The 20,750-nt window shown below is 40.5% G+C and carries 16 protein-coding genes; 10 read left to right on the top strand and 6 right to left on the bottom strand.

Annotated features, from left to right (window positions below):
- Positions 1 to 312 precede the first annotated feature (312 nt).
- The 7 genes from GN217_RS05165 (at position 313) to GN217_RS05135 (ending at position 13,140) form a co-directional block, all read left to right on the top strand.
- Complete coding sequence (locus tag GN217_RS05165) at positions 313 to 1,773, top strand: S41 family peptidase (RefSeq protein WP_156855670.1); 1,461 nt, start codon at positions 313 to 315, stop codon at positions 1,771 to 1,773.
- Between the two features lie 205 nt (positions 1,774 to 1,978).
- Entirely contained in the window at positions 1,979 to 3,175 is a 1,197-nt protein-coding gene (locus tag GN217_RS05160) for a PDZ domain-containing protein (protein ID WP_156855594.1), read from the top strand.
- Between the two features lie 92 nt (positions 3,176 to 3,267).
- Positions 3,268 to 4,419 carry an exonuclease SbcCD subunit D gene (locus tag GN217_RS05155; protein ID WP_156855593.1) on the top strand — a complete coding sequence of 384 codons (1,152 nt, stop codon included), beginning with the start codon at positions 3,268 to 3,270 and terminating at the stop codon, positions 4,417 to 4,419.
- Between the two features lie 23 nt (positions 4,420 to 4,442).
- Positions 4,443 to 7,532 (top strand): AAA family ATPase, encoded by a 3,090-nt coding sequence (locus GN217_RS05150; protein ID WP_156855592.1) that lies wholly within the window; start codon positions 4,443 to 4,445, stop codon positions 7,530 to 7,532.
- A 763-nt stretch (positions 7,533 to 8,295) separates the two neighbouring features.
- Positions 8,296 to 9,345, top strand: coding sequence for an FUSC family protein (locus GN217_RS05145; RefSeq protein WP_156855591.1), 1,050 nt, complete (start codon positions 8,296 to 8,298; stop codon positions 9,343 to 9,345).
- A gap of 186 nt (positions 9,346 to 9,531) precedes the next feature.
- The gene (locus GN217_RS05140; protein ID WP_370459721.1) at positions 9,532 to 12,285 is read left to right on the top strand and encodes a UPF0182 family membrane protein; all 2,754 of its coding nucleotides are present in this window, start codon (positions 9,532 to 9,534) and stop codon (positions 12,283 to 12,285) included.
- 177 nt (positions 12,286 to 12,462) lie between these two features.
- Complete coding sequence (locus GN217_RS05135) at positions 12,463 to 13,140, top strand: 3D domain-containing protein (RefSeq protein ID WP_232334334.1); 678 nt, start codon at positions 12,463 to 12,465, stop codon at positions 13,138 to 13,140.
- A gap of 43 nt (positions 13,141 to 13,183) precedes the next feature.
- On the opposite strand, the gene GN217_RS05130 is transcribed toward GN217_RS05135, so the two are convergent.
- The 3 genes from GN217_RS05130 to deoD form a co-directional block, all read right to left on the bottom strand.
- On the bottom strand, positions 13,184 to 13,660 hold the full coding sequence (locus GN217_RS05130) for a divergent PAP2 family protein (RefSeq protein ID WP_156855590.1): 477 nt from the start codon (positions 13,658 to 13,660) through the stop codon (positions 13,184 to 13,186).
- 284 nt (positions 13,661 to 13,944) lie between these two features.
- On the bottom strand, positions 13,945 to 14,538 hold the full coding sequence (locus tag GN217_RS05125; RefSeq protein ID WP_156855589.1) for a biotin transporter BioY: 594 nt from the start codon (positions 14,536 to 14,538) through the stop codon (positions 13,945 to 13,947).
- A 118-nt stretch (positions 14,539 to 14,656) separates the two neighbouring features.
- Entirely contained in the window at positions 14,657 to 15,358 is a 702-nt protein-coding gene (deoD, locus tag GN217_RS05120; RefSeq protein WP_156855588.1) for a purine-nucleoside phosphorylase, read from the bottom strand.
- Positions 15,359 to 15,562: 204 nt separating this feature from the next.
- Here deoD and GN217_RS05115 point away from each other — a divergent pair, with 204 nt between their 5' ends.
- Entirely contained in the window at positions 15,563 to 15,826 is a 264-nt protein-coding gene (locus GN217_RS05115; protein WP_156855587.1) for a phosphocarrier protein HPr, read from the top strand.
- Positions 15,827 to 15,926: 100 nt separating this feature from the next.
- Here GN217_RS05115 and kapB read toward each other — a convergent pair whose 3' ends face one another.
- Positions 15,927 to 16,325, bottom strand: a complete 399-nt coding sequence (kapB, locus tag GN217_RS05110; RefSeq protein ID WP_156855586.1) for a kinase-associated lipoprotein KapB — start codon at positions 16,323 to 16,325, stop codon at positions 15,927 to 15,929.
- 117 nt (positions 16,326 to 16,442) lie between these two features.
- Between kapB and GN217_RS05105 the strand changes: the two genes are divergently transcribed.
- Both GN217_RS05105 and GN217_RS05100 read left to right on the top strand, forming a co-directional pair.
- Positions 16,443 to 16,631: a hypothetical protein gene (locus tag GN217_RS05105; RefSeq protein ID WP_156855585.1), complete on the top strand. Its 189-nt coding sequence runs from the start codon at positions 16,443 to 16,445 to the stop codon at positions 16,629 to 16,631.
- A 76-nt stretch (positions 16,632 to 16,707) separates the two neighbouring features.
- The gene (locus GN217_RS05100; RefSeq protein WP_156855584.1) at positions 16,708 to 17,220 is read left to right on the top strand and encodes a superoxide dismutase family protein; all 513 of its coding nucleotides are present in this window, start codon (positions 16,708 to 16,710) and stop codon (positions 17,218 to 17,220) included.
- Between the two features lie 534 nt (positions 17,221 to 17,754).
- Here the strand turns inward: GN217_RS05100 and GN217_RS05095 are convergent.
- Together GN217_RS05095 and GN217_RS05090 are read right to left on the bottom strand one after the other, a co-directional pair.
- Positions 17,755 to 18,927, bottom strand: coding sequence for a MalY/PatB family protein (locus tag GN217_RS05095; protein WP_156855583.1), 1,173 nt, complete (start codon positions 18,925 to 18,927; stop codon positions 17,755 to 17,757).
- 306 nt (positions 18,928 to 19,233) lie between these two features.
- Positions 19,234 to 20,580 carry a glucose-6-phosphate isomerase gene (locus tag GN217_RS05090; RefSeq protein ID WP_156855582.1) on the bottom strand — a complete coding sequence of 449 codons (1,347 nt, stop codon included), beginning with the start codon at positions 20,578 to 20,580 and terminating at the stop codon, positions 19,234 to 19,236.
- Positions 20,581 to 20,750: the final 170 nt, after the last annotated feature.

The following is a 20,750-nucleotide window of genomic DNA, read 5'->3' as shown; positions in this document are numbered from 1 at the left end:
GAGTCCGGAGACCCCGCAGGGCGTTAGCCCGAGGAGGCTTCGGCTGTGCCCGCGGAAAGCGTCCGTCCACCGGGCAACTGAACGGCGATTAGAGTTCTAAACTAAATGAACGAGCAAAACACTTACGCTGAATGAAAGCAATTTACAGTTCATGTTAGAACATCCTGTATACAAAGATGAGAAAGTTGGGTCATTATATTTCGCGATGGTCTTGTAAAAGAATTTCATCAATGCGAAGTCTTGTGCATAGTCATGAAAGAGATATAATGGTATGCTTTTCTATAACGGACGGAAGAAATTTGAGGTGGAATGATGAAATTAAACAGATTACAAATAGTTCTTTTATTAGCCGCTGCGCTATTGCTCGGTTTTCTTGGTGCTTATGCAGGCATTTCAATAGCCGGCGATAAAGATAGTGGACAGCAAACTGCAAGCCGAGAAAATCTGGAAGAAAAACTAAACGGTGATAAGTCAGAATCACTTACCGGTGATTTACAAAAGGTTGAGCAAGCATATGCCCTCATTCAAGAAAATTATGTTGAAGAAGTTGACGGTAATGAATTGGTTGAAGGTGCAATTGAGGGAATGCTTGCCACATTGGAAGATCCTCATTCATCCTATTTGAACCTTGAATCAATGGATGAATTTAATCAGCAGATAGAATCTTCATTTGAGGGAATCGGAGCAGAAGTTAGTATGGTGAATGGCGTTGTAACGATTGTTTCCCCGATTAAGGATTCACCTGCAGAGAAAGCTGGTTTACGGCCGAATGATCAAGTTCTTACTGTTGATGGGGAAGACCTCGATGGACTGAATTTAAATGAAGCTGTCGCTAAAATTCGTGGAGAAAAAGGAACAGAAGTAACATTAGAGATTATTCGTGCAGCAGGTGATCCTTTTGAAGTGGTCATTGCCCGGGATACCATTCCGATAGAAACGGTCTATAGTGAAACAGAAACAATAGATGGAAAAACAACAGGAATTATTGAAATTACTAATTTCTCCGAGAATACGGCAACTGAATTTATAGAACATCTAAGCGATTTGGAAGATAATGGTTTGGATGGTTTAGTTATCGATGTTCGTGGGAATCCAGGCGGATTATTAAATGTAGTTGAAGATATGTTAGCATTATTTGTACCTGAAGATCTTCCTTTCATTCAAATAGAAGATGCGGATGGAAATATCGAAGCAATTCATTCTGACTTGAAGGAAACAAAGGATTATCCAATTAGTGTGTTGATTGATGAGGGTAGTGCATCTGCTTCTGAAATTCTTGCGGTTGCATTACAAGAACTTGATTATGATATTGTCGGTCAGACAAGTTACGGAAAGGGTACAGTTCAGACAGCAGTTCCACTAGGTGATGGCAGTTCGATTAAATTAACGACATTCAAATGGTTATCTCCTAATGGAGAGTGGATTAATGAGGTAGGGGTAGAGCCGAATATACCCGTAGATCAGCCGGATTATTATTACGCTAATCCGATTTCGATTGAGGAGCCGTTTGGGTTGGATGACACGGATCCCGGCATCGCGAATATACAGCTCATGCTGGGTGGAATCGGCTATGATCCTGGAAGAATGGATGGCTACTTTAATGAACAGACGGAAGAAGCTGTAAAACAATTCCAGAAAGATAATGATCTTTCAGCAACAGGAGAAGTCGATGAAGAAACAGCTGGGTTAATAGATACAAGAGTGATCGAGCGTATCCGTTCCGGTGAAGACGATGTTCAATTAGAAAAGGCATTGGAAGAACTATATAAGTAAGACAGGAGAGGCTGGGGGAACCTAGCCTTTTTTTGGCAAAAAGATAAGTATAAATCCTTTCTTACTGCATAAGTGCAACTAAGGTTGTCACCGTAAGACATGGTTACAACCAAGTTTTCTAATCTTTTGGGACAAATGCTCTGACCCCATGTCCCACTTTTCATGGTATACTATAAGGAGAATCCATACGTAAAGGGTGGTTTGCTTGGTTGAATTATGGTTTCAGGAATTTGGGGTAGGGATATTAAAGTTATTTCTTAATCCATTGTTGTATTGGATATTTATATTGATCTTTTTAGTTGGTTACAAGCGGATTAAGATGGAAAGGGAACAGTTCGGGGTGAAAGTCTTTGATTTATTCAGTGAATGGAGACGAACGTTGCTACCGGCGGTTTTAACTGGAATTCTTATATCGCTTATTTTCATAGGAGCGGGAGTTGTATTTTCCTATGGTTCGCTAATTATACTAAGCTTCATGATGATTCTATTATCTTTGAATTTACGATTTACATTATTATCGGCAAGTTATACGGTTGGGCTTACCTATATCGTCTTACTTTTTATACCTTCACTGCTGGAGAAACAGGATGTTATTCCCGTAGCTTATTTTGCGGAAAATAATTTTATTGGTCTCACATTTTTGCTTGGTGTCATGCTCGCTGTAGAGGCGATTTATGTTCGCCGAGTGAGGCGCGGAGAGACATTTCCACGCTTAGTTAAAAGTGAACGGGGTATTTGGATTGGCGAGCATCACTTAAGTAAAATGGCGATGATTCCATTGTTTTTCCTAGTACCAGGTGGGGCGTTAGAGAGTTTTGCTCCTTATTGGCCGCTCATTCCGATTGGTGGAGAGAGTTATGGGATCATACTTTTTCCTTTTCTTCTCGGGTTTTCCCACCGTATTCGAGCGAATGTCGCTTCTGTTAGGGGAAAGCAGCTGGGGAAACAGATTCTGTGGCTTGGCATCGTAGTTATGATTATTTCTGTAGTCGGATATTTCTTTAAGGGACTGTCTCCTGTTGCATTGGTAGTTGCTATTTTTGGAAGAGAGTTCATAACGTATCGACTACGTACACGGGACAAAAAACATAATGCCTTATTCAAACCAGAACAGCAAGGTTTGCGCATTCTTGGGATTATCCCTGGTACACCTGCTGAGCGACTGGATATTCAAGTAGGCGAGGTTATCACAAAAATAAATGATAAACGAATAAACAGTTCAGATGAATTCTATGCAGGGCTTCAGGCGGCGGGTGCTTATTTTAAATTGGAAATCCTTGATGATAATGGAGAAATGCGGTTTGTCCAGAGTGCATTCTATGAAAGTGACCATTACCAGTTAGGATTGCTCTTTATTGAAGCACCACACCGTACGAAAGAAATTCTTGTTGAGGGTTCGTAAGTAAATTACTATTTCACGATTATAGTAGGAGGCATTCGTGGTTGGACCATACGAATGCCTCTTATAATAGGAGAAAAGTGGGAGGAAACAAGATGAAATTTTTTCATACAGCAGATTGGCATTTAGGAAAACTTGTCCAAGGTGTTTATATGACAGAAGATCAGGAATACATATTAAAACAATTCGTGCAAGCTGTTGAAGAAGAGCAGCCAGATGCTGTGATTATTGCAGGTGATCTGTATGACCGAGCCGTTCCGCCGACGGAAGCGGTGCAGTTGCTTGATGACGTTCTGCACCACATCGTTCTCGATTTGGATGTGCCGGTTATTGCGATAGCAGGGAATCATGATAGCCCAAGTAGACTGGATTTCGGCAGTCGCTTGATGAAACAGAATGGATTCCATATGATTGGTAGATTACAAAAAGATTATAAACCAGTTGTATTGGAAGATGAATTTGGTGAAGTATATTTCCATCCAATTCCTTATGCGGATCCAAGCATGATTCGTAATTTATATGAAGACGATTCGATCCGTAATCATAATGATGCACAGGCAAAAATTATCGAGAAAATCAAAGCGTCCATCCTACCGAATACGCGGAATGTTGCTATTGCCCATGCTTTTGTTACACCGTTTGGGGAAGAAGCGGAGAATACGAGTGAATCGGAACGGCCATTATCTATTGGGGGATCTGAGTATGTGGATGCTACGATTTATAACGATTTTAATTATACAGCACTCGGACACTTACACCAAGCCCATTATGTCGCGAACGAAACGATCCGTTATGCCGGTTCCCCACTGAAATATTCTATATCCGAGGAACATCATAAGAAGGGTTTTTATGTCGTGACGCTGGATGGAGAAGGGAAAGTTGAGTTGGAAAAACGTTTGCTTACTCCAAGGCGGGATATGTATACGGTGGAAGGTTTTATAGAAGACATTTTAGCAGAATCTGTAAATGAAGATTATGTGTTTGTCCGATTGCTAGATGAAACCCCTGTGCTTTCCCCAATGGAAAAAATCCGCTCCGTTTATCCGAACGCGATGCATGTTGAACGAAAATATTACTCCGCCCTCCATTTATCCGATGATTCAGAGCAAATTCAGGAACGAAGAAAAATGACAGAACTAGAATTGTTCCGTGCCTTTTATGAGGAAGTAAAAGGGGAAGCGCCGGGTGACGCGGCAGAGAATATTTTCAAAGAAGCACTTGAAGCGATTATGAATGAAGATAAATAATAGAAATAAAGGGGGATAAAAAAGTGCGGCCATTAAAATTAACGATGACAGCATTTGGACCTTATAAAGATACGGAAACTGTTGATTTCGAAGAGCTTGAGGGCAATGATATATTCGTCATCTCCGGCAATACCGGGGCTGGTAAGACGACGATATTTGACGGGATCTGCTTTGCTCTTTATGGAACAGCAAGCGGACAAGACCGCGGGGAGTCAAAAATGCTCCGCAGTGATTTTGCAAAAGATGATGTTCATACCGCGGTTGAATTGGAGTTTGAGCTTAAAGGGAAACACTACCGGATCCGGAGACAGCTTGGCCACGTGAAGCAAGGAAACAAGTCGAAAACGGGTGATGATATTTTCTTTTTCGTACAGAAGGATGGAGAAGAAGTTCCTTGTGTTGATAGGCAAATCGTTTCGGAAGTGAATGAGCGGGTTGAGCAATTAATTGGGCTAACACAAGATCAGTTCAAGCAAATCGTCATGCTACCTCAAGGGGAATTCCGAAAGCTCCTCACCTCAGATACGGAGAATAAAGAAGCGATTCTACGTAGACTCTTCAAAACAGAAAACTATCAATCAATTAATAAGGTATTAAAGGAGAAACGCGACCAAGCTAAAATAGATTATGAGCGGCAACTGCAAATTAGAAATGATTATATTCAAGGTATTTCATCTTATCTTCCATTACGGACGGATACGTTTATGAGCGAACTGTTGGAAGCGGAGTATCCGAATAGTAATCAAGTTGCTGCAGCATTAGAAGAAGAGGCAAGCTTTTACGCGGAACAAGTCACTAGTGGAGAAGAGAAACACAAGCAAGCCTATGAACTGAGAAACAAACGGCAAAGCGAATACCATGAAGCCGAACACCTCAATGAACGCTTCCGTGAACTAGAGGAGAAGAAACAACAGCTAAAGGCGTTAAACGAAAGGGAAGTGGAATTTAAAGAGAAAGAAACACGTTTACAAGCTGCTGAAGAGGCAAATAGCCTGCTGTTTTTTGAGCAACAACGGGAACAAGCAGTGAAAGATGAACAATCGACAAGTGTAAATCTCAAACAAGCAAAAGATCAACTAGAGCAAGCGAAAAAAGAATTACAAGAAGCAGAAGCAACTTTCAAAGCGGAAGAAAACAGGAAAACGGATAGAGATCAAGTTGCTAAAGAATTGAACGAGCTGGAGAAATTTCTACCTGTTGTTCAAGGAATTGAAGAAACGAAACAAAAAATTAATCAAATTAAAAGTCGTGGCCAAGAGATAAAACAAAAGATGGAAGAGACAGAGAAACAGCTTGTGTCAACTGAAAAAGCATATGAGGAATATCGCCGTGAAATTAGCAACCTTGATGATCGTATCGAGAAGTTAAGTGATAAACAAGCAGAGTATTTGCAACTGAAGGATCAGGTGAGAATTTTTGAGCGCTATAGAAATATAACTGGGGAGATTAATGAATTAGAGAATAAAGCAACTGCCATTATCAACACATATAATGAAGCGAAGGAAAACTATCAGGAAAAAGAAACGTTATGGCTTAGTAATCAAGCGCTCGTGTTGGCAGGACATCTTCAAGACGGCGAACCGTGTCCGGTATGTGGAAGTTTAGAACATCCACAAATTGCAGCTAGTGCTGAACAAACGGTGACAACAGAGGAACTTCAGCTTGCGAAAAGCAATTTTGAAGAGAAAGAAAAAGCGTATCATCAAATTCGCATTCAACTTGAGGCAAAGAAAACTCAACAGAATGAAATATTAGAGGAAGTAACGGAGCTAACAGCTGGGGAAGAGATCAATACCTTTTATGAACAGCTCGTTGCCACTGGTAAACAAGTACGCATTCAAGTGGAAGAATATAATGTAGTTAGAAAGAAAAGAAAAGAAAAAAAAGAGGAAGAAGAGAAATATGTCCGAATCAAACAGGAACTAGAGCCGCTCTATAATCAACTGAAAGACAAGCATTACACATTGCGTGAGCAGTATAAGACGGAGTCGGCACTCCTTGAAGATAGACTTCGAGATATCCCGGAATCATTAACGGATTTAAAAGTATTGAAAAACCAAATTAAAATGACCCAAGATAAAAAAGATCAACTTGAAAAAGCGTGGGATTCTGCCCAAAAGTTGCTCGAAACAAAGAAAGAGGCATATACAAAGAGCGAAACGCATACGTTGCATACAGAAAAGCAATTTAAAAAAATTACATTAAAAGTGGAAGAGGCAAGTAAAGCGTTCCGCGAGAAGTTAACAGAAGCGGGATTTGAATCAGAAGATGCGTATTTCAAAGCCAAGTTATCGAGCGAAGAACAACGGCTGTTGAAACAGGAATTGACGGAATTCAAGCAGCAACTGGCCATTCTTTCTAAGCAAACGAAAGAGCTGACGGCAAGCTTAAAAGGAAAAGAACCAAAGGATTTAGATGCATTGAAGCAAGAGCTGGATGAACTGGAGAAACAATACGAAGAGACGTTCAAACAGCTTAATGAAGCTCGTGACTATCAAAATCGTGCGCTCACGCGAAAGGAAGAGATTCTGGAAGCAGAAGAGGCATTAGTGAAGAAGGAACAGCTTGTTTCCGCTGTTTCCGATGTACATGATATGCTGCGCGGACAAAACAATAAGAAAATTTCTTTTGAACGCTTTTTACAAATGGAATATTTGGAGCAAATCATTCATTCTGCCAACGATAGGTTACAGAAGCTCTCCAATAACCAGTATTATTTAACGAGAAGTGACAGACAAGAGACGCATGGTAAACAGAGCGGACTTGCGCTTGATGTATATGATAACCATACCGGGGTAACGAGAGATGTAAAAACATTGTCCGGTGGGGAGAAATTCAATGCAGCTTTATCCCTTGCTTTAGGGATGTCTGACGTGATTCAGAGTTTCCAGGGGAGTATTGCGATTGATACGATGTTTATCGACGAAGGATTCGGTTCGCTTGATGAAGATGCTCTCGCGAAAGCCGTCGACACCCTCGTTGATCTCATGGAGTCAGGTCGCATGATCGGTGTGATTTCCCATGTCAAAGAGCTTAAAGAAATCTTCCCAGCCATCCTGGAAGTCAAAAAAACCAAACAAGGCCACAGCGAAACAGCCTTTGTACTAAAATGATATACCATCATTCTTCCCAACCTTAGGAACTCCCACTTTCATCCAGCGTACGTGTTTTGCTCTTTCAGTTTTTTTGCGTTCTGATTACCGTTCAGTTGCCCGGCGGACGGATGCTTTCCACGGGCACGGCACTGCCTCAGCCTCGACGCACAGGACGTTAATGTCAGACGTTGCCACATACGAGAGCGTTCTTAGTCTGCCTCGGAAGAAAACCGCTTCCTGCTCAGGTCTGGACACGTGCTTTTCCCGTAGGAGTCACCGTCCGCCGGGCAACTGAACTAGTAGAGAACGTTATTATTAATGGAAACTATCGCATTGTAATAAGCTATTTAATTCTAAATGAAAAATAGTGTACCAAGTTAGGCTTTCCCTCGGAGCAGTCCAGACACCTCGAGACTCCTGCAGGAGGCCGTCTAAGAACGGTCACGTCCTGTGACCAACGCCGGCATTAGAACTTCCTGTTCGTCGAAAGGCATAGGTGAGACCCCGCAGGGCGCCAGCCCGAGGAGGCTCACCAGCCGCCTGCGGAAAGCGAGAGGTGTCTGGACTGCGGACCTCCAGATGGAATTTTGCACTCACTTACGCTGGATGAAAGTGATGAGCAAGCTCTTCTAGGCATATAGTTTAAAGGCAGCAGCTTCTGAATCCTAAGCTTCTTTTACAGTTTAGCAATAAATGTAGTTGCGGAAGTGGTAGGAAGAAATTATAATAAGATGGTGTATGTCGATGCAATTATAATTGCAATGAATATAGAGGTGTAGAAATGGAATTTAATATAGGCCCGCGAATGTTGAAGACTGGTATCGCAGTAATATTAACCCTTGTTATTACAAGTATGCTACAATTAGAACTCGAATTAGTAGCGGCTATTGCTGCAGTCTTAGCAATGCAACCATCCATCATGCGATCCTTCACGTACTTTAAAGAAGTAGTAATCGCGAACTCCGTAGCTGTTATCTTTTCTTTAATCGGGATCTTTCTGCTTGGTAACCACCCTCTATCAGTTGGAGCGGTAGTTATCATATCTATTGCGATTAACGTTCGCCTGGGCTTAAATAAGACCGTCAGTTTAACCGTGTTAACGATTATCACAATTATGCTGCAAAGTGCTGATGGAATAAATGTCCCCTTTATTATTAACCGGGTATCCCTTGTTGTGATCGGGGTCGTATCTGCTTTTATTGTAAATGCACTTGTCTTCCCACCTAATCACCAAAAGTTACTCTTTAACCGGATTCAAGATGCGGTTGATCAGACACTATTTTTACTACGCGTGATACCAAATAAAACGATGAGTGTTCCAACCCTTAAAACGGAAGACAGGGAAATTGAAAAAAAGATAACGAAAATCAAGGACTATTTTGATATCCTTGTCGAGGAACGCAGCCGCCTATTTATCCGGAACAAGATTCATTTTCTGCGGAGTATTGTCATCTATAAACATATGATTCGTGTTTTGGAGAAACAATATACACTCATTACCCAACTGGAGAAAAATATAGAAGAAATTGAAGCGATGAGCAGTGGGAAAAGTCATGTCATTAAAAAATTAATCAATGAGATAACAAACTACAGCGAGAACATCTTTTTACTATATCAAAATAAAATTGTCCTCGATCGTGACCTGCAACGGGAAACGAAAAATGCGATGCGGCTGACAATCAATAATTTGATTGAAGAGCTGCAAGGTTCTGGTTTTGACAAATGGACATACGTCTTCCCAGTAGCAAACAGTCTTATCGAATTATTTGCTGAACTTGATAAACTTGAAAAGTTCGTCCGTAAAAAAGAAAATCAACCAATAGATGCCTAGTTTAGAGACTGCTGCCACCTAGTTTCTGAACTAGTTTTTTTCTTTATGAAAAATGAAACATTTTGCTCTTCAAATTCGTATAAACAGGGGAGCAGAAAGTACTTATCAAGAGCTGTAAAGAGCGCCTTAGCTTACTTTCTGTTATCATTAGAAATGATAAAGATAAATAAGAGAGGGAGGGTTACATTGGATAAACAACCACGTACATTAACGCCGGAACAAATGGCAAAAATGAAGAAAATGGGGAAGTTTTTCGGCTGGATATTTGGAATCTTGTTAGTGGTAGGACTTCTATTTTTACTTACATTTAATTGGATTACCGACTATATATGGCTTGATAACTTAGGATTCGGTAGCGTATTTACCACTATTCTGGGAAGTAAAATGACACTGATTGGAGTAGGATTCGTCCTCTTCTTTATTGCGTCTTTCCTTACATTGCAGTGGATTCGCAGTTCTTACATCAATCATTTCCATGAAAGCCAGTTACCGCCATTTCTTGCGGAGAAAAAATTAAGCCGCTTAATTATCGTCGGTACGTCTTTCTTTGTTGGAATTTTAGGAAGTTCTGTCGTCCAAGGACTTGGATGGGAACCGCTGCTAAAATTTTTACAGCATGAAAAATTTGGAATAACCGACCCGCATTTTAATATGGACATTTCTTTCTATATGTTCGTCTTACCATTCTTGGAGTTTATCGTCTATTTAATCTTAACATTGGCGATCTTAGCTCTTCTAACTGTGATTGGGGCTTATTCTGTATTCCATATGTACCGCTTAAGTAAACGGGCCCAGCTCCATATAGGAGTTACAATCGGACTTGTAGGATTGATGGTGGCAGCGATTCATTTTCTGCAGCCATACCACACCTTACTATCAAACCAGGTGAATATATTCCAGACGAGTGTCGTATATGGTTTAAGCTATACCGATGAACTTATTAACATACCGAAAGCATATATTCTAGCGGGAGTTGCAATAATTGCGGCAGTATGGACAATTATTTCCTTATACCGTGGCAGAATTAAATCAGCAATTATACCAATCGCTGCTTATGTCGTCGTATTGATTGTGGGGCAGGGTGCATCGATGATTGTGCAGAGCTTCGTCGTTTCACCAAATGAATTCCAAAGAGAATCACCGTATTTGGAACGTAACTTGGAATTTACTCGAGCAGCTTATGATTTAGATGAGATAAAGGAAGAAGAACACCCGGGAAATTATTCACTTGATGAGGCGATGGTAGAGAGGAATTCACTTACCATTGACAACATCCGAATTAACGACTCGCGGCCACTTTTAGATATCTATAATCAAATCCAAACGTTCCGGACCTATTATCGTTTTAATGATATTGATATTGACCGGTATGAAATTGATGGTGATTATCAGCAAGTGTTTATTGGAGCCCGTGAATTGAGTACGGAAGATTTACCAGAACAAGCCCAAACATGGGTGAACAGGAACCTCCGTTATACACACGGTTACGGGATTGCGATGAGTCATGTTAATGAAATTACGTCCCAAGGTCAGCCACAATATTTACAGAGAAATATTCCTGTTGAAGGAACGATTGATGTAACTCGTCCACAAATTTATTTCGGGGAAGAAGAGTATAACGACGTGATCGTTAATACGAAAGTGGATGAATTCGATTATCCATCCGGAGACGAGAATGTTTCCACCCGTTATGAAGAAGAAGCTGGGATTCAGTTGACCGGTCTCAATCGATTATTATTTGCCATTGATCAAGGGTCCTTCCGCTTCTTGGTATCCGATCAATTGGATTCGGAAAGTAGACTACTGAAGACCCGTAATATTATGGACCGTGTTCAAAAGATTGCTCCATTCTTTGAATATGATTCTGACCCATATATCTTTATTAGAGATGATGGAAGCTTAGCGTGGATGATGGATGTCTATTTAATCGCTGAGAACTATCCTTACTCCGAACAATTTAGCGGAGACAGCAACTACATCCGTAACTCGGTCAAGGTTGTTGTTGATGCATATACCGGGGAAGTTGATTTTTATATTGTTGAACCAGATGAACCGCTCGTGAAGACATATCAGACGATTTTCCCTGATCTTTTCACAGAAGAGATTCCAGAAGATGTACAGCGTCACTTCCGTTACCCGGAAACATTATTTAAAGTACAGTCGGAAATGTATGGTACATACCATATGTCGAACTTAGAAGTGTTTTATAACCGTGAAGACTTCTGGCAATTCGCTACAGAGAATTATTTCGACTCTGATGTTGTCATTGAACCGTATTATATTACGATGAAATTACCGGAATATGAAGAGGAAGAATTCATTCTTATGGTTCCATACACTCCTAGAAATAGGCAGAATATGATCGCCTGGATGGGAGTTCGGAATGATGGGGAGCATTACGGTGAATTATTCGTCTACACCTTCCCGAAACAGCGAAATATTTATGGACCGCAGCAAATTGAGAACCGAATTAATCAGGACAGTACGATTTCTCAACAGCTGAACTTATGGTCTCAAGGTGGTTCGGAAGTTATTCGCGGAAACTTGATTGCAATACCGATAGAGGACACGATTATGTATGTTGAACCGATTTATATCGAATCGTCCAATGAAACATCTCTGCCGGAAGTTAAACAAATCATCGTCGCTTATGAGGATCATATTGTCATGGAGACGACTCTGGAACGTGCAATGGAATCGCTCTTTGAATTAATGGATCCAGATGCAGGAACACCTCCAGCAACAGATGACGGTGACTCTGAAGAACTTCCAGAGGATGAGGACTCAATGCCATCTATCCCGCTTGAGGGAGCAGAAATGATTCTTGAACAATTCTCTACATTATTTGATGATTACCAAGAAGCATTGTCCAGTGGAGATTGGGAAGAGGCTGGAAGAATTATGGCTGAGATTGAAGAAATACTCGCTACGATGGAATAAAATAATATGTATTGTTCAATCTAAGACGGCGCAGGTAATTCCTGCCCGTCTTTTCTTTATTGATTTTAAATTTTAAAATAATAATGTATATTGATCAAAAATCTGGACATCCTAGTCTGGTGTAAAGGTAGTTGTTAAAAATAAACTATCAAATAGCAGTACCAGAGAGGTGTAAAGATGAATATTTCTTACAAAAAGCTAGGAATTGTCAGCTTATATATTGCTATCTTCCTAGTGGTTGTATCGATGTTGGTGACGGAAGAAGATGTCCATACAAAGGCAGCGAACACCCAACACGAAAATGGGGAAATGATACAGGAACAAATCGGACAGAGAGAAACAGCCCTATCAGAAAAGGAATTACAACATAGACAAGCACCAGTTACGTATATTTCAAGTGACAGTATTGAAGCACCACAATCATTAGAAGATGCAATCGATTTGGAAGCATATCCTACGGTCCAGGTCGTTGCGACAGGCTATACGGCAGGTTATGAATCAACTGGAAAAACCGAAACACATCCAGAATACGGAATCACCTTTTCAGGGGTTACGGTAAAAAGGGATTTATATTCAACGATTGCAGCAGACTTAGATGTATTTCCAATCGGTACGATTCTCTTTATCCCGTCCTATGGATATGGTGTGGTAGCGGATAAAGGTAGTGCAATCCAAGGAAATAAAATCGATTTGTATTATGATACAGTCGATGATGTATTTGAGGAGTGGGGGAAACAAAAACTTGACGTTTATGTGATTGAAATGGGGAACGGCGAGTTAACGGAAGAAGCCCTCGCAGAACTTAATGAAGACGAAGCTCTCCAGGTATTTCGCTCAGAATTTACAGGAGAATAATAAAAAAATCCAGAGAGGAATTAAATTTCCTTTCTGGATTTTTTTAAATAAACCAAGGATGGACAACAAACGCAACAATAATTCCTGTTATTGCGCCGAAGAAAACTTCAATCGGTTCGTGTCCTAATAATTCTTTTAAATCTTCTCGTCTTTCTTTATCCTCTTTCTTATTCCAGTCCCTGACATCTTCAAAAATAGTTTGCAAGTCGTTCATCAACCGATTGAGTACTACTGCATGTTTTCCTGCATGACGCCGAATGCCAGATGCGTCATACATCGTAATCACACTAAATACACAAGCGACTGCAAAAATGGTTGAGGTAACTCCTTCGACAATACCTACCGCGGTCGTAAGCGATGTTACTGCTGCCGAATGACTGCTCGGCATTCCACCTGTACTGAATGCGATTCGGAAAGAGAGCTCTCTTGCAACAATTAATTTAATCGGTATTTTTATAAATTGCGCAAAGACAATTGCAATTAAAGCAGCCCATAACGGAAAATTTGAAAAGATTTCCATTGCCTATTTCTTCCTTCCTGATTGTTGCCAACGTTCATTCAAGTTTACCATAACGGTATAACATCGTAAACATAGCAATACAGATGGAAGTAATTAACCCAACTTTCGAAGTTTGAAACAGTGGATTACTAGCGCAAGTAGCTTTTACATATAATCACCATTTAGTTGCCCGCGGAAAGCGAATGTGTCTGAACTGCGGACCCTGAGGGGATAGTGGCACCTACGCTGAATAAAAGTAATCAGTAGTTCAGTTAAATTGCCTTGATTTTTTTAGATGTGAAGGCTTAGGCTCTTACTTTAATCCAGTTTGCAGGTACACGCTTAACAAGCTGAACCATAAAGAAAGCAGCGACAAAGGAAAGGATCGTATCCTTAATTAAAAAGGGAACCATTCCGGCCCAGGCGATAAGATAGGAAATCTCAAGATTAAGCCACGTATTCATCGCGAGATACATGTAAGATACTCCAATGACATAATTCAAAATGAGACCGGCGAAAGCACCTAAAGAATAACCAATCATCGATTCTTTATGAAACTTCTCGCTAATCCAGCCGGAAGCATAGGCGATAAATACAAAAGAAATAATAAAGCCACCTGTTGGACTGATTAAAGCAAAAGGTCCACCTTGTAATCCGGCGAAAATCGGCACCCCGCTCGCTCCGACAAGAATATATGTAATAATAGCAAAAGCACCAAGTCGTTTACCGAGCATAAATCCTGCCAAAATTGCAAAAAATGTTTGTAAAGAAAGTGGTACACTCGCTCCGCCAATTGGTATCGCCAGAAACGGAAACCAAACCGTAATATTTGCCCCTATCGCCATTAAACAAACGAACATTGCCCCAAATGTTAAATCAATTGATCTAATTTTGCTCATGAAAATTCCCCCTTGTAATGATAGTACGAGGAAATTAAAATTTTGTCAACTTTAATTTAATGAGGGTGACAATGTGGAAGAGCATCCCAGAAGTATGAGATGCTCTTTATCAATTTAATTATGCAGTTTCTAGTGCAATTTCAATCATTTCATTGAACGTTGTTTGACGTTCTTCTGCAGTTGTTTCTTCACCAGTTAGGATATGATCGGAAACGGTAAGAATGGATAGAGCGTGTCTGTTAAATTTAGCTGCGAGCGTGTATAAAGCTGTCGTCTCCATTTCCACCGCAAGTACTTTATAGGCTGCAAGTAATTCATGTACGGACTTGGCATTCTCGCGATAGAAGCTGTCACTTGTAAATACATTCCCGACTCGTACCGGCAAATTCTTATCCGACGCGGCATCATAAGCACTTTTTAATAGATCGAAATCTGCAAGGGGAGCATAGAAAATGTCTCCAAAGATAAGCTTGTTAACCTGGGAATCAGTTGTTGCGCCTTGGGCAAGGATGACATCTCTAACTTGCACATCTTCCTGTAGTGCTCCACAGCTTCCAACCCGAATTAAATTCTTCACACCATATTCACTTATCAATTCATTGACATAGATGGAAATGGACGGAACACCCATCCCAGTACCTTGAACAGAAATATCTTTACCTTTATATTTCCCAGTGTAACCGTACATGCCACGAACCTCATTATAAAGCTTAGGATCTTCTAAAAAAGTCTCGGCAATGTATTTTGCGCGCAATGGATCTCCTGGAAGTAATATTGTTTCCGCTATTTCGCCTTTTTCTGCACCGATATGTACACTCATGAATATGCCTCCTTAAACTATCTTAAATTAAAGGTATCACACTAAAAGATGAATGACAAATGACAAATAACAAACATTTTTATAAAAAATGATAGCCGTTTCACTGGTTATTAGTTTAAAAGTAGCGAGGAATTGTTTATAATGGGGATGAGGGTTATATTGTAACAATAGTTATGGTAAATTGATGGAAGGGAAGCGATAAATATGGAAACAAAAAACTTTACAATAACCGCTGAATCAGGAGTACATGCACGTCCAGCTACATTATTAGTGAATAAGGCGGGACAGTACAGTTCAGATATTCAAATTACGTATAAGGATAAAAAAGTAAACTTGAAATCAATCATGGGTGTTATGTCCCTTGGTATCCCACGCGGTGCGGAAGTGGAAATATCTGCTGATGGTAATGATGCAGAAGAAGCAATTGAAGGTATTACTTCAGTTATTAAAGAACATTTAGGAGAGTAAGTAAGGAGCGAGACGTGGAAATTTCTATTAATTTTAGTAATCCACAGCATCTTTATTTTAAAATTTCCTCAGGAAAGAAAAAGGAAGCAAGAGAATGTCTCTAGCTTCCTTTTATAATTTTAAAGTATACTTCTTGTTCAAGACGGTCGAGCGTCTGTAAGGCCAGTCGGTTGTATGCACTGTCTTCTTCATTCAGCTTATTCCGATATGTTGCAATTGCTTGTTCCAACGACGCAGCATATTCCGGTACCTCACCATTAAATGGATGGACAGCCGGCTTTTTAACATTCATCTTCTCACGAAAGGCAAGTGCTTTCCGTTCATGAAAAAAGACATCTTTTGTTTCATACATATTATGTAGATCTCCTTGGAGCGGATGCTTATGGACAGCGAGTACTTCAATCAGGTACATGTCACCACGATCTTCCTTTACTTCGCCGATATACGTTCCTGACCTATAATGCGCTTTTGCAATTTCCCCAATCTTCACTTTACCCATTTTTACAACCTCCCTTTAATTATTGTGCCAAATTCGTGAACTTTTTGCGAATAATTACCCCTTATTGTCTATTAAAAGTTAATTTTGCTATACTAATAAGTAAGGATGTGATGAAAGATGGATTTCTTCTATTTTCCAAGTGATAAATCCGAATTGATCATTCCGATACTCACTCTATTTCTTTTTATCGGACTAGCATTTGTTGCGGTGTACTTTATGGTGCGACGCTCGAAGAAGGAAGAAGAGAGGTTTGAAGAAGATTATAAAGAACGGATAGAGGAAGTAGAAAAAGAGTTGAAAGAATAATTAGCTGCTACAATCCAACGTTTAAAACTTTGCATTTTTTGGGATACTACAACTAGTAACCTAAAGGAGAAGCGATATGCGTTGGATTTTTTATTTGTTTTTAATTTTTTTAGCTGCTTGCACGTCTAATGATGATGAAACGTTGAAAGAAGTGGCCATGTTGAATGTGGATGGTGATAAGCTTGGAACCGCAACTTTTACCGAAGACTCTGAAGGAGTAAGTATTAAACTCAAATTAGAAGGGGTGAGTCCTGGATGGCACGGGATTCACGTACATGAATATGCAAAATGCGAACCACCAGACTTTACAAGTGCCGGGAATCATTATAACCCCGAAGATAAAGAGCATGGATTAATGAACCCAAAAGGCCCCCACCTTGGTGATCTCCCAAATGTCGAGGCAAATGGAGATGGTAAGATCGATGAGGAGATCAAGTTGCTGGACGCGACGCTATTAGATGGAAAAAACTCATTGATTCGGGAGGAGGGAACTTCTTTAGTTCTCCATGACGGTCCGGACGACGGGTATACCCAGCCAAGTGGAGATTCCGGAGAGCGGATTGCTTGCGGAAAAATTACTCCCAAGTAGCTAAGTCAAGAGGCTGGGACATAACTTCTTAGTATGGTTATAAATCCGAACAAATGATAAGAAAGAGTATCAACAACCGCTCCGGGAATATACTACGCTTTCCGCAGGCGGCTGGTGAGCCTCGACGCATAGGATGTGCTAATGCAGACGTTGCCACAGGACGTGGCGTTCTTAGTCTGCCTCGGGCTGCCGCCCTCCGGGGTCTCACCGATGCCGGCCGACGAACAGGAGGTTCTAGTGCCGGCGTTGGTCACAGGACGTGACCGTACTTAGCCGGCCTCCTGCTGGAGTATCCGTATATTCCCGGAGCTAGTTAGCAGTTTTGTTCGGATTTAATTCATATTAGAATAGTTATGTCCCAGCCTCTTCTAATTTTTCACGCATTAACGGTCTGTAATACCCCCAACCTCTAAATAGGAGGGATGCCCAACATGTGAAGCTGGGGGATATACAGTCCGTAAATCCCTGATTCTTTCAACTAACATTCAGTGGCGGAGGTAAGGAAACCCCCACTGAATGAAGTTTCACTTTATCTTATCTTCTTTTTTCTACTGCTTTAATTATTCGATTAACAGCTTCTTCAAGTGTAGATCGTGGGCAACCCATGTTCAGGCGCATGAATTGACTCCCTTCCTCTCCGTAATCAATGCCTGCATTTAATCCGACCTTTGCTTCGGTTATGAAAAATTCTCGAATACCTTCTGCGTCAAGCCCAAGTCCACTGCAATCAATCCAAAGGAGGTACGTACCTTCCGTTTTCACTACTTTCAGTTCTGGAGCATGTTTTTCAAAGCTTTCTTTCACATATTGATAATGGCTTTCCAATAGAGCGGTTAATTCATCGACCCATGTAGCGCCGTGTGTATAAGCAGCCTGCATTGCAATTTGCCCCATTGTGTTTAATTGATTGTTGAAACCCTGTTTATTAAAGGCCTCATCTAATTTCCCTCTAACATCCAGATTAGGTGTCACGCAGTAAGACGCGGCTAATCCAGGTACGTTAAAGGTTTTCGATGGAGCCATGCATGTGATCGTCTGATTAGCAATTTCTTCAGATAGCGAGGCAATTGGAATATGTTTAAATCCGGGATAGGTAAGATCACCGTGAATCTCATCAGAAATAATTAGCACATCATGTTTCACACATAACTTAGCCATTTCCTCTAGCTCTTCTTTCTTCCAAACCCTTCCAACCGGATTATGCGGTGAACAGAGGATGAACGCTTTTACTTCTTTAAGCTTAGCTTCAAAATCAGTAAAATCAATTGTGTAATAATTATCTTCAAAAACGAGAGGATTTTTAACAATTGTCCGGTTATGTGCCTTAATAACATTGTAAAAGGGCGGATAGACGGGCGTCTGAATTAATATTCCGTCTTCCGGTTTAGTTAATGCTTGAATAGCCATATGTAGGGAGGTAACGACCCCATTGCTGAAAGATAACCATTCTGGCTGAATATTCCATTGGTGTCTTTCCTTATTCCAACTAACAACTGTATCTTTTAATTCATCGTCTGCAATCGTATAACCATAGACTCCATGGCGTGCTCGTTCCATTAATGCTTCATTTACTTCTTTAGGCGCTTTAAAGTCCATGTCAGCAACCCACATTGGAATAACGTCAGTTGACCCGAAGAGTGTTTCTGCCATATCCCACTTTACGGATTTTGTATTTTTCCGGTCAATGTTTAGATCAAAATTTCCCATCAAACTACCTCCTCACAGTGTTATAGTTAATTATAGCAAAAAAAAAAGCAAAGCGATATACGCTCTGCTTACAGGGGGAATACGAGAAAGTCTTACGGTAATAGTATTACCCCTCCTATTAAATTATAAACACATAAACTAAAATATTTTAAAAAAAACTCAACTTTAGCAGTTTGAAGCAGTTAGATATTCCGCTGTAATCAAGACAACCCGCGGATTATTATCATTCAGCGTAAGTGCTTATTTTTTCTGACTTCTCCGGGGAAAGACCTGATTTGGAACGCTTATAACCCATGAAGTTTCGTTTTATAATCTTTCTTCTAATTTAGCTTTTTCATCTTCGAATCCAGGTTTCCCGAGTAGGGCGAACATATTCTTTTTGTATGCCTCAACACCCGGCTGGTCGAATGGATTCACGCCGAGCAGATAACCGCTGATGGCACATGCTTTCTCAAAGAAATAAACGAGATAGCCGAATGTATATGCATCAAGTCTTGGGACTTCAACGATCAAGTTAGGTACGTCACCGTCTGTGTGGGCGAGCATTGTCCCTTGTAATGCTTTCTCATTGATTTCATGTAATGTTTTTCCAGCAAGATAGTTTAATCCATCTGCATCATTTTCCGCCTCTTCAAGCGTTAATTCTTTTTTTGATTCATGAACGCGAAGAACCGTTTCGAAAATATTTCTTCTTCCTTCTTGGATATACTGTCCAAGAGAATGCAGATCTGTTGTAAAGTTGGCAGAAGAAGGATAAATTCCTTTCAAGTCTTTCCCTTCACTTTCACCAAAGAGCTGTTTCCACCATTCGGCGAAATATTGCAAGCTTGGCTCATAGTTAATGAGAAGCTCCGTCACTTTTCCTTTATTATATAAAATATTACGGATCGCTGCATACTGGTAGCTCGGATTCTCTTTTAAGTCAGGAGTTGCAAGGTCATCCATCGCTTGTTTTGCACCATTCATCATATCGTCTGTATTAATGCCGCTAACTGCGATTGGAAGTAGTCCAACGGCGGTAAGGACAGAGTATCTGCCGCCAACATCATCCGGAATGACGAAAGTTTCGTACCCAGCTTCGTCTGCTACACCTTTAAGCGCACCTTTTTCTTTATCTGTCGTTGCAAAGATACGGTTTTTCGCTTCTTCCATTCCATACTTTTCTTCTAAGTATTTCTTGAAAATCCGGAAGGCAACAGCAGGTTCCGTTGTTGTTCCACTCTTAGAGATTACGTTGATGGAAAAGTCTTTGTCTTTTAAGAGATCAAATAATTCTGCAGTATAGGTTGAGCTCAGATGGTGCCCAACAAAAATAATTTGAGGTACTTTTCTATCGTCTTTGGAAAGTAAGTTTTGGAAAGAATGATTCAACATCTCAAGAGCAGCACGCGCACCAAGATAGGAACCGCCAATTCCAATTACGAGTAAAATATCGGAATGCTCACGGATTTTCTCCGCTGCCTGTTTAATTCTTGCATATTCCTCTTTATCATAGTTCTCCGGTAAATCGACCCAACCGAGGAAGTCACTTCCTTGTCCTGTTTTCTCATGGACAAGTTCATGGGCCTTATCGACAAATGGTTGCATATGATGAAGTTCTTCTTCAGAGAAGAATGGTAGTGCTTTATCGTAGGTTAGTGTAACTTTTGTCATATGTATTCTCCTTTTTTATTCGGATTTATTAGTTTAACTTTACGGGATTTACTTTTAGAAATCAAGAAGGAGAGACCGTCATGGCGGATGTTCATTGTTTTGTCATAAAAAAATGTTCCTTTAAATATTACTTAAAGGAACATTTCCAGCAAGGGCGCTTTCGCCTTTGT

This window comes from Oceanobacillus sp. AG, assembly GCF_009746545.1.
Classification (GTDB): domain Bacteria; phylum Bacillota; class Bacilli; order Bacillales; family Amphibacillaceae; genus Oceanobacillus; species Oceanobacillus indicireducens.
The sequence above is the reverse complement of the archived record's forward strand: the minus strand, read 5'-3'. Positions and strand labels throughout refer to the sequence as shown.

What these genes read in the sequence shown, in the direction of transcription:
- GN217_RS05090 (WP_156855582.1), bottom strand. Translation starts at nt 20,580, where the DNA reads ATGACAAAAGTTACACTAACCTACGATAAAGCACTACCATTCTTCTCT.
- GN217_RS05095 (WP_156855583.1), bottom strand. Translation starts at nt 18,927, where the DNA reads ATGGGAAATTTTGATCTAAACATTGACCGGAAAAATACAAAATCCGTA.
- GN217_RS05105 (WP_156855585.1), top strand. Translation starts at nt 16,443, where the DNA reads ATGGATTTCTTCTATTTTCCAAGTGATAAATCCGAATTGATCATTCCG.
- deoD (WP_156855588.1), bottom strand. Translation starts at nt 15,358, where the DNA reads ATGAGTGTACATATCGGTGCAGAAAAAGGCGAAATAGCGGAAACAATA.
- GN217_RS05165 (WP_156855670.1), top strand. Translation starts at nt 313, where the DNA reads ATGAAATTAAACAGATTACAAATAGTTCTTTTATTAGCCGCTGCGCTA.
- GN217_RS05135 (WP_232334334.1), top strand. Translation starts at nt 12,463, where the DNA reads ATGAATATTTCTTACAAAAAGCTAGGAATTGTCAGCTTATATATTGCT.
- GN217_RS05115 (WP_156855587.1), top strand. Translation starts at nt 15,563, where the DNA reads ATGGAAACAAAAAACTTTACAATAACCGCTGAATCAGGAGTACATGCA.
- GN217_RS05100 (WP_156855584.1), top strand. Translation starts at nt 16,708, where the DNA reads ATGCGTTGGATTTTTTATTTGTTTTTAATTTTTTTAGCTGCTTGCACG.
- GN217_RS05155 (WP_156855593.1), top strand. Translation starts at nt 3,268, where the DNA reads ATGAAATTTTTTCATACAGCAGATTGGCATTTAGGAAAACTTGTCCAA.
- kapB (WP_156855586.1), bottom strand. Translation starts at nt 16,325, where the DNA reads ATGGGTAAAGTGAAGATTGGGGAAATTGCAAAAGCGCATTATAGGTCA.
- GN217_RS05145 (WP_156855591.1), top strand. Translation starts at nt 8,296, where the DNA reads ATGGAATTTAATATAGGCCCGCGAATGTTGAAGACTGGTATCGCAGTA.
- GN217_RS05130 (WP_156855590.1), bottom strand. Translation starts at nt 13,660, where the DNA reads ATGGAAATCTTTTCAAATTTTCCGTTATGGGCTGCTTTAATTGCAATT.
- GN217_RS05125 (WP_156855589.1), bottom strand. Translation starts at nt 14,538, where the DNA reads ATGAGCAAAATTAGATCAATTGATTTAACATTTGGGGCAATGTTCGTT.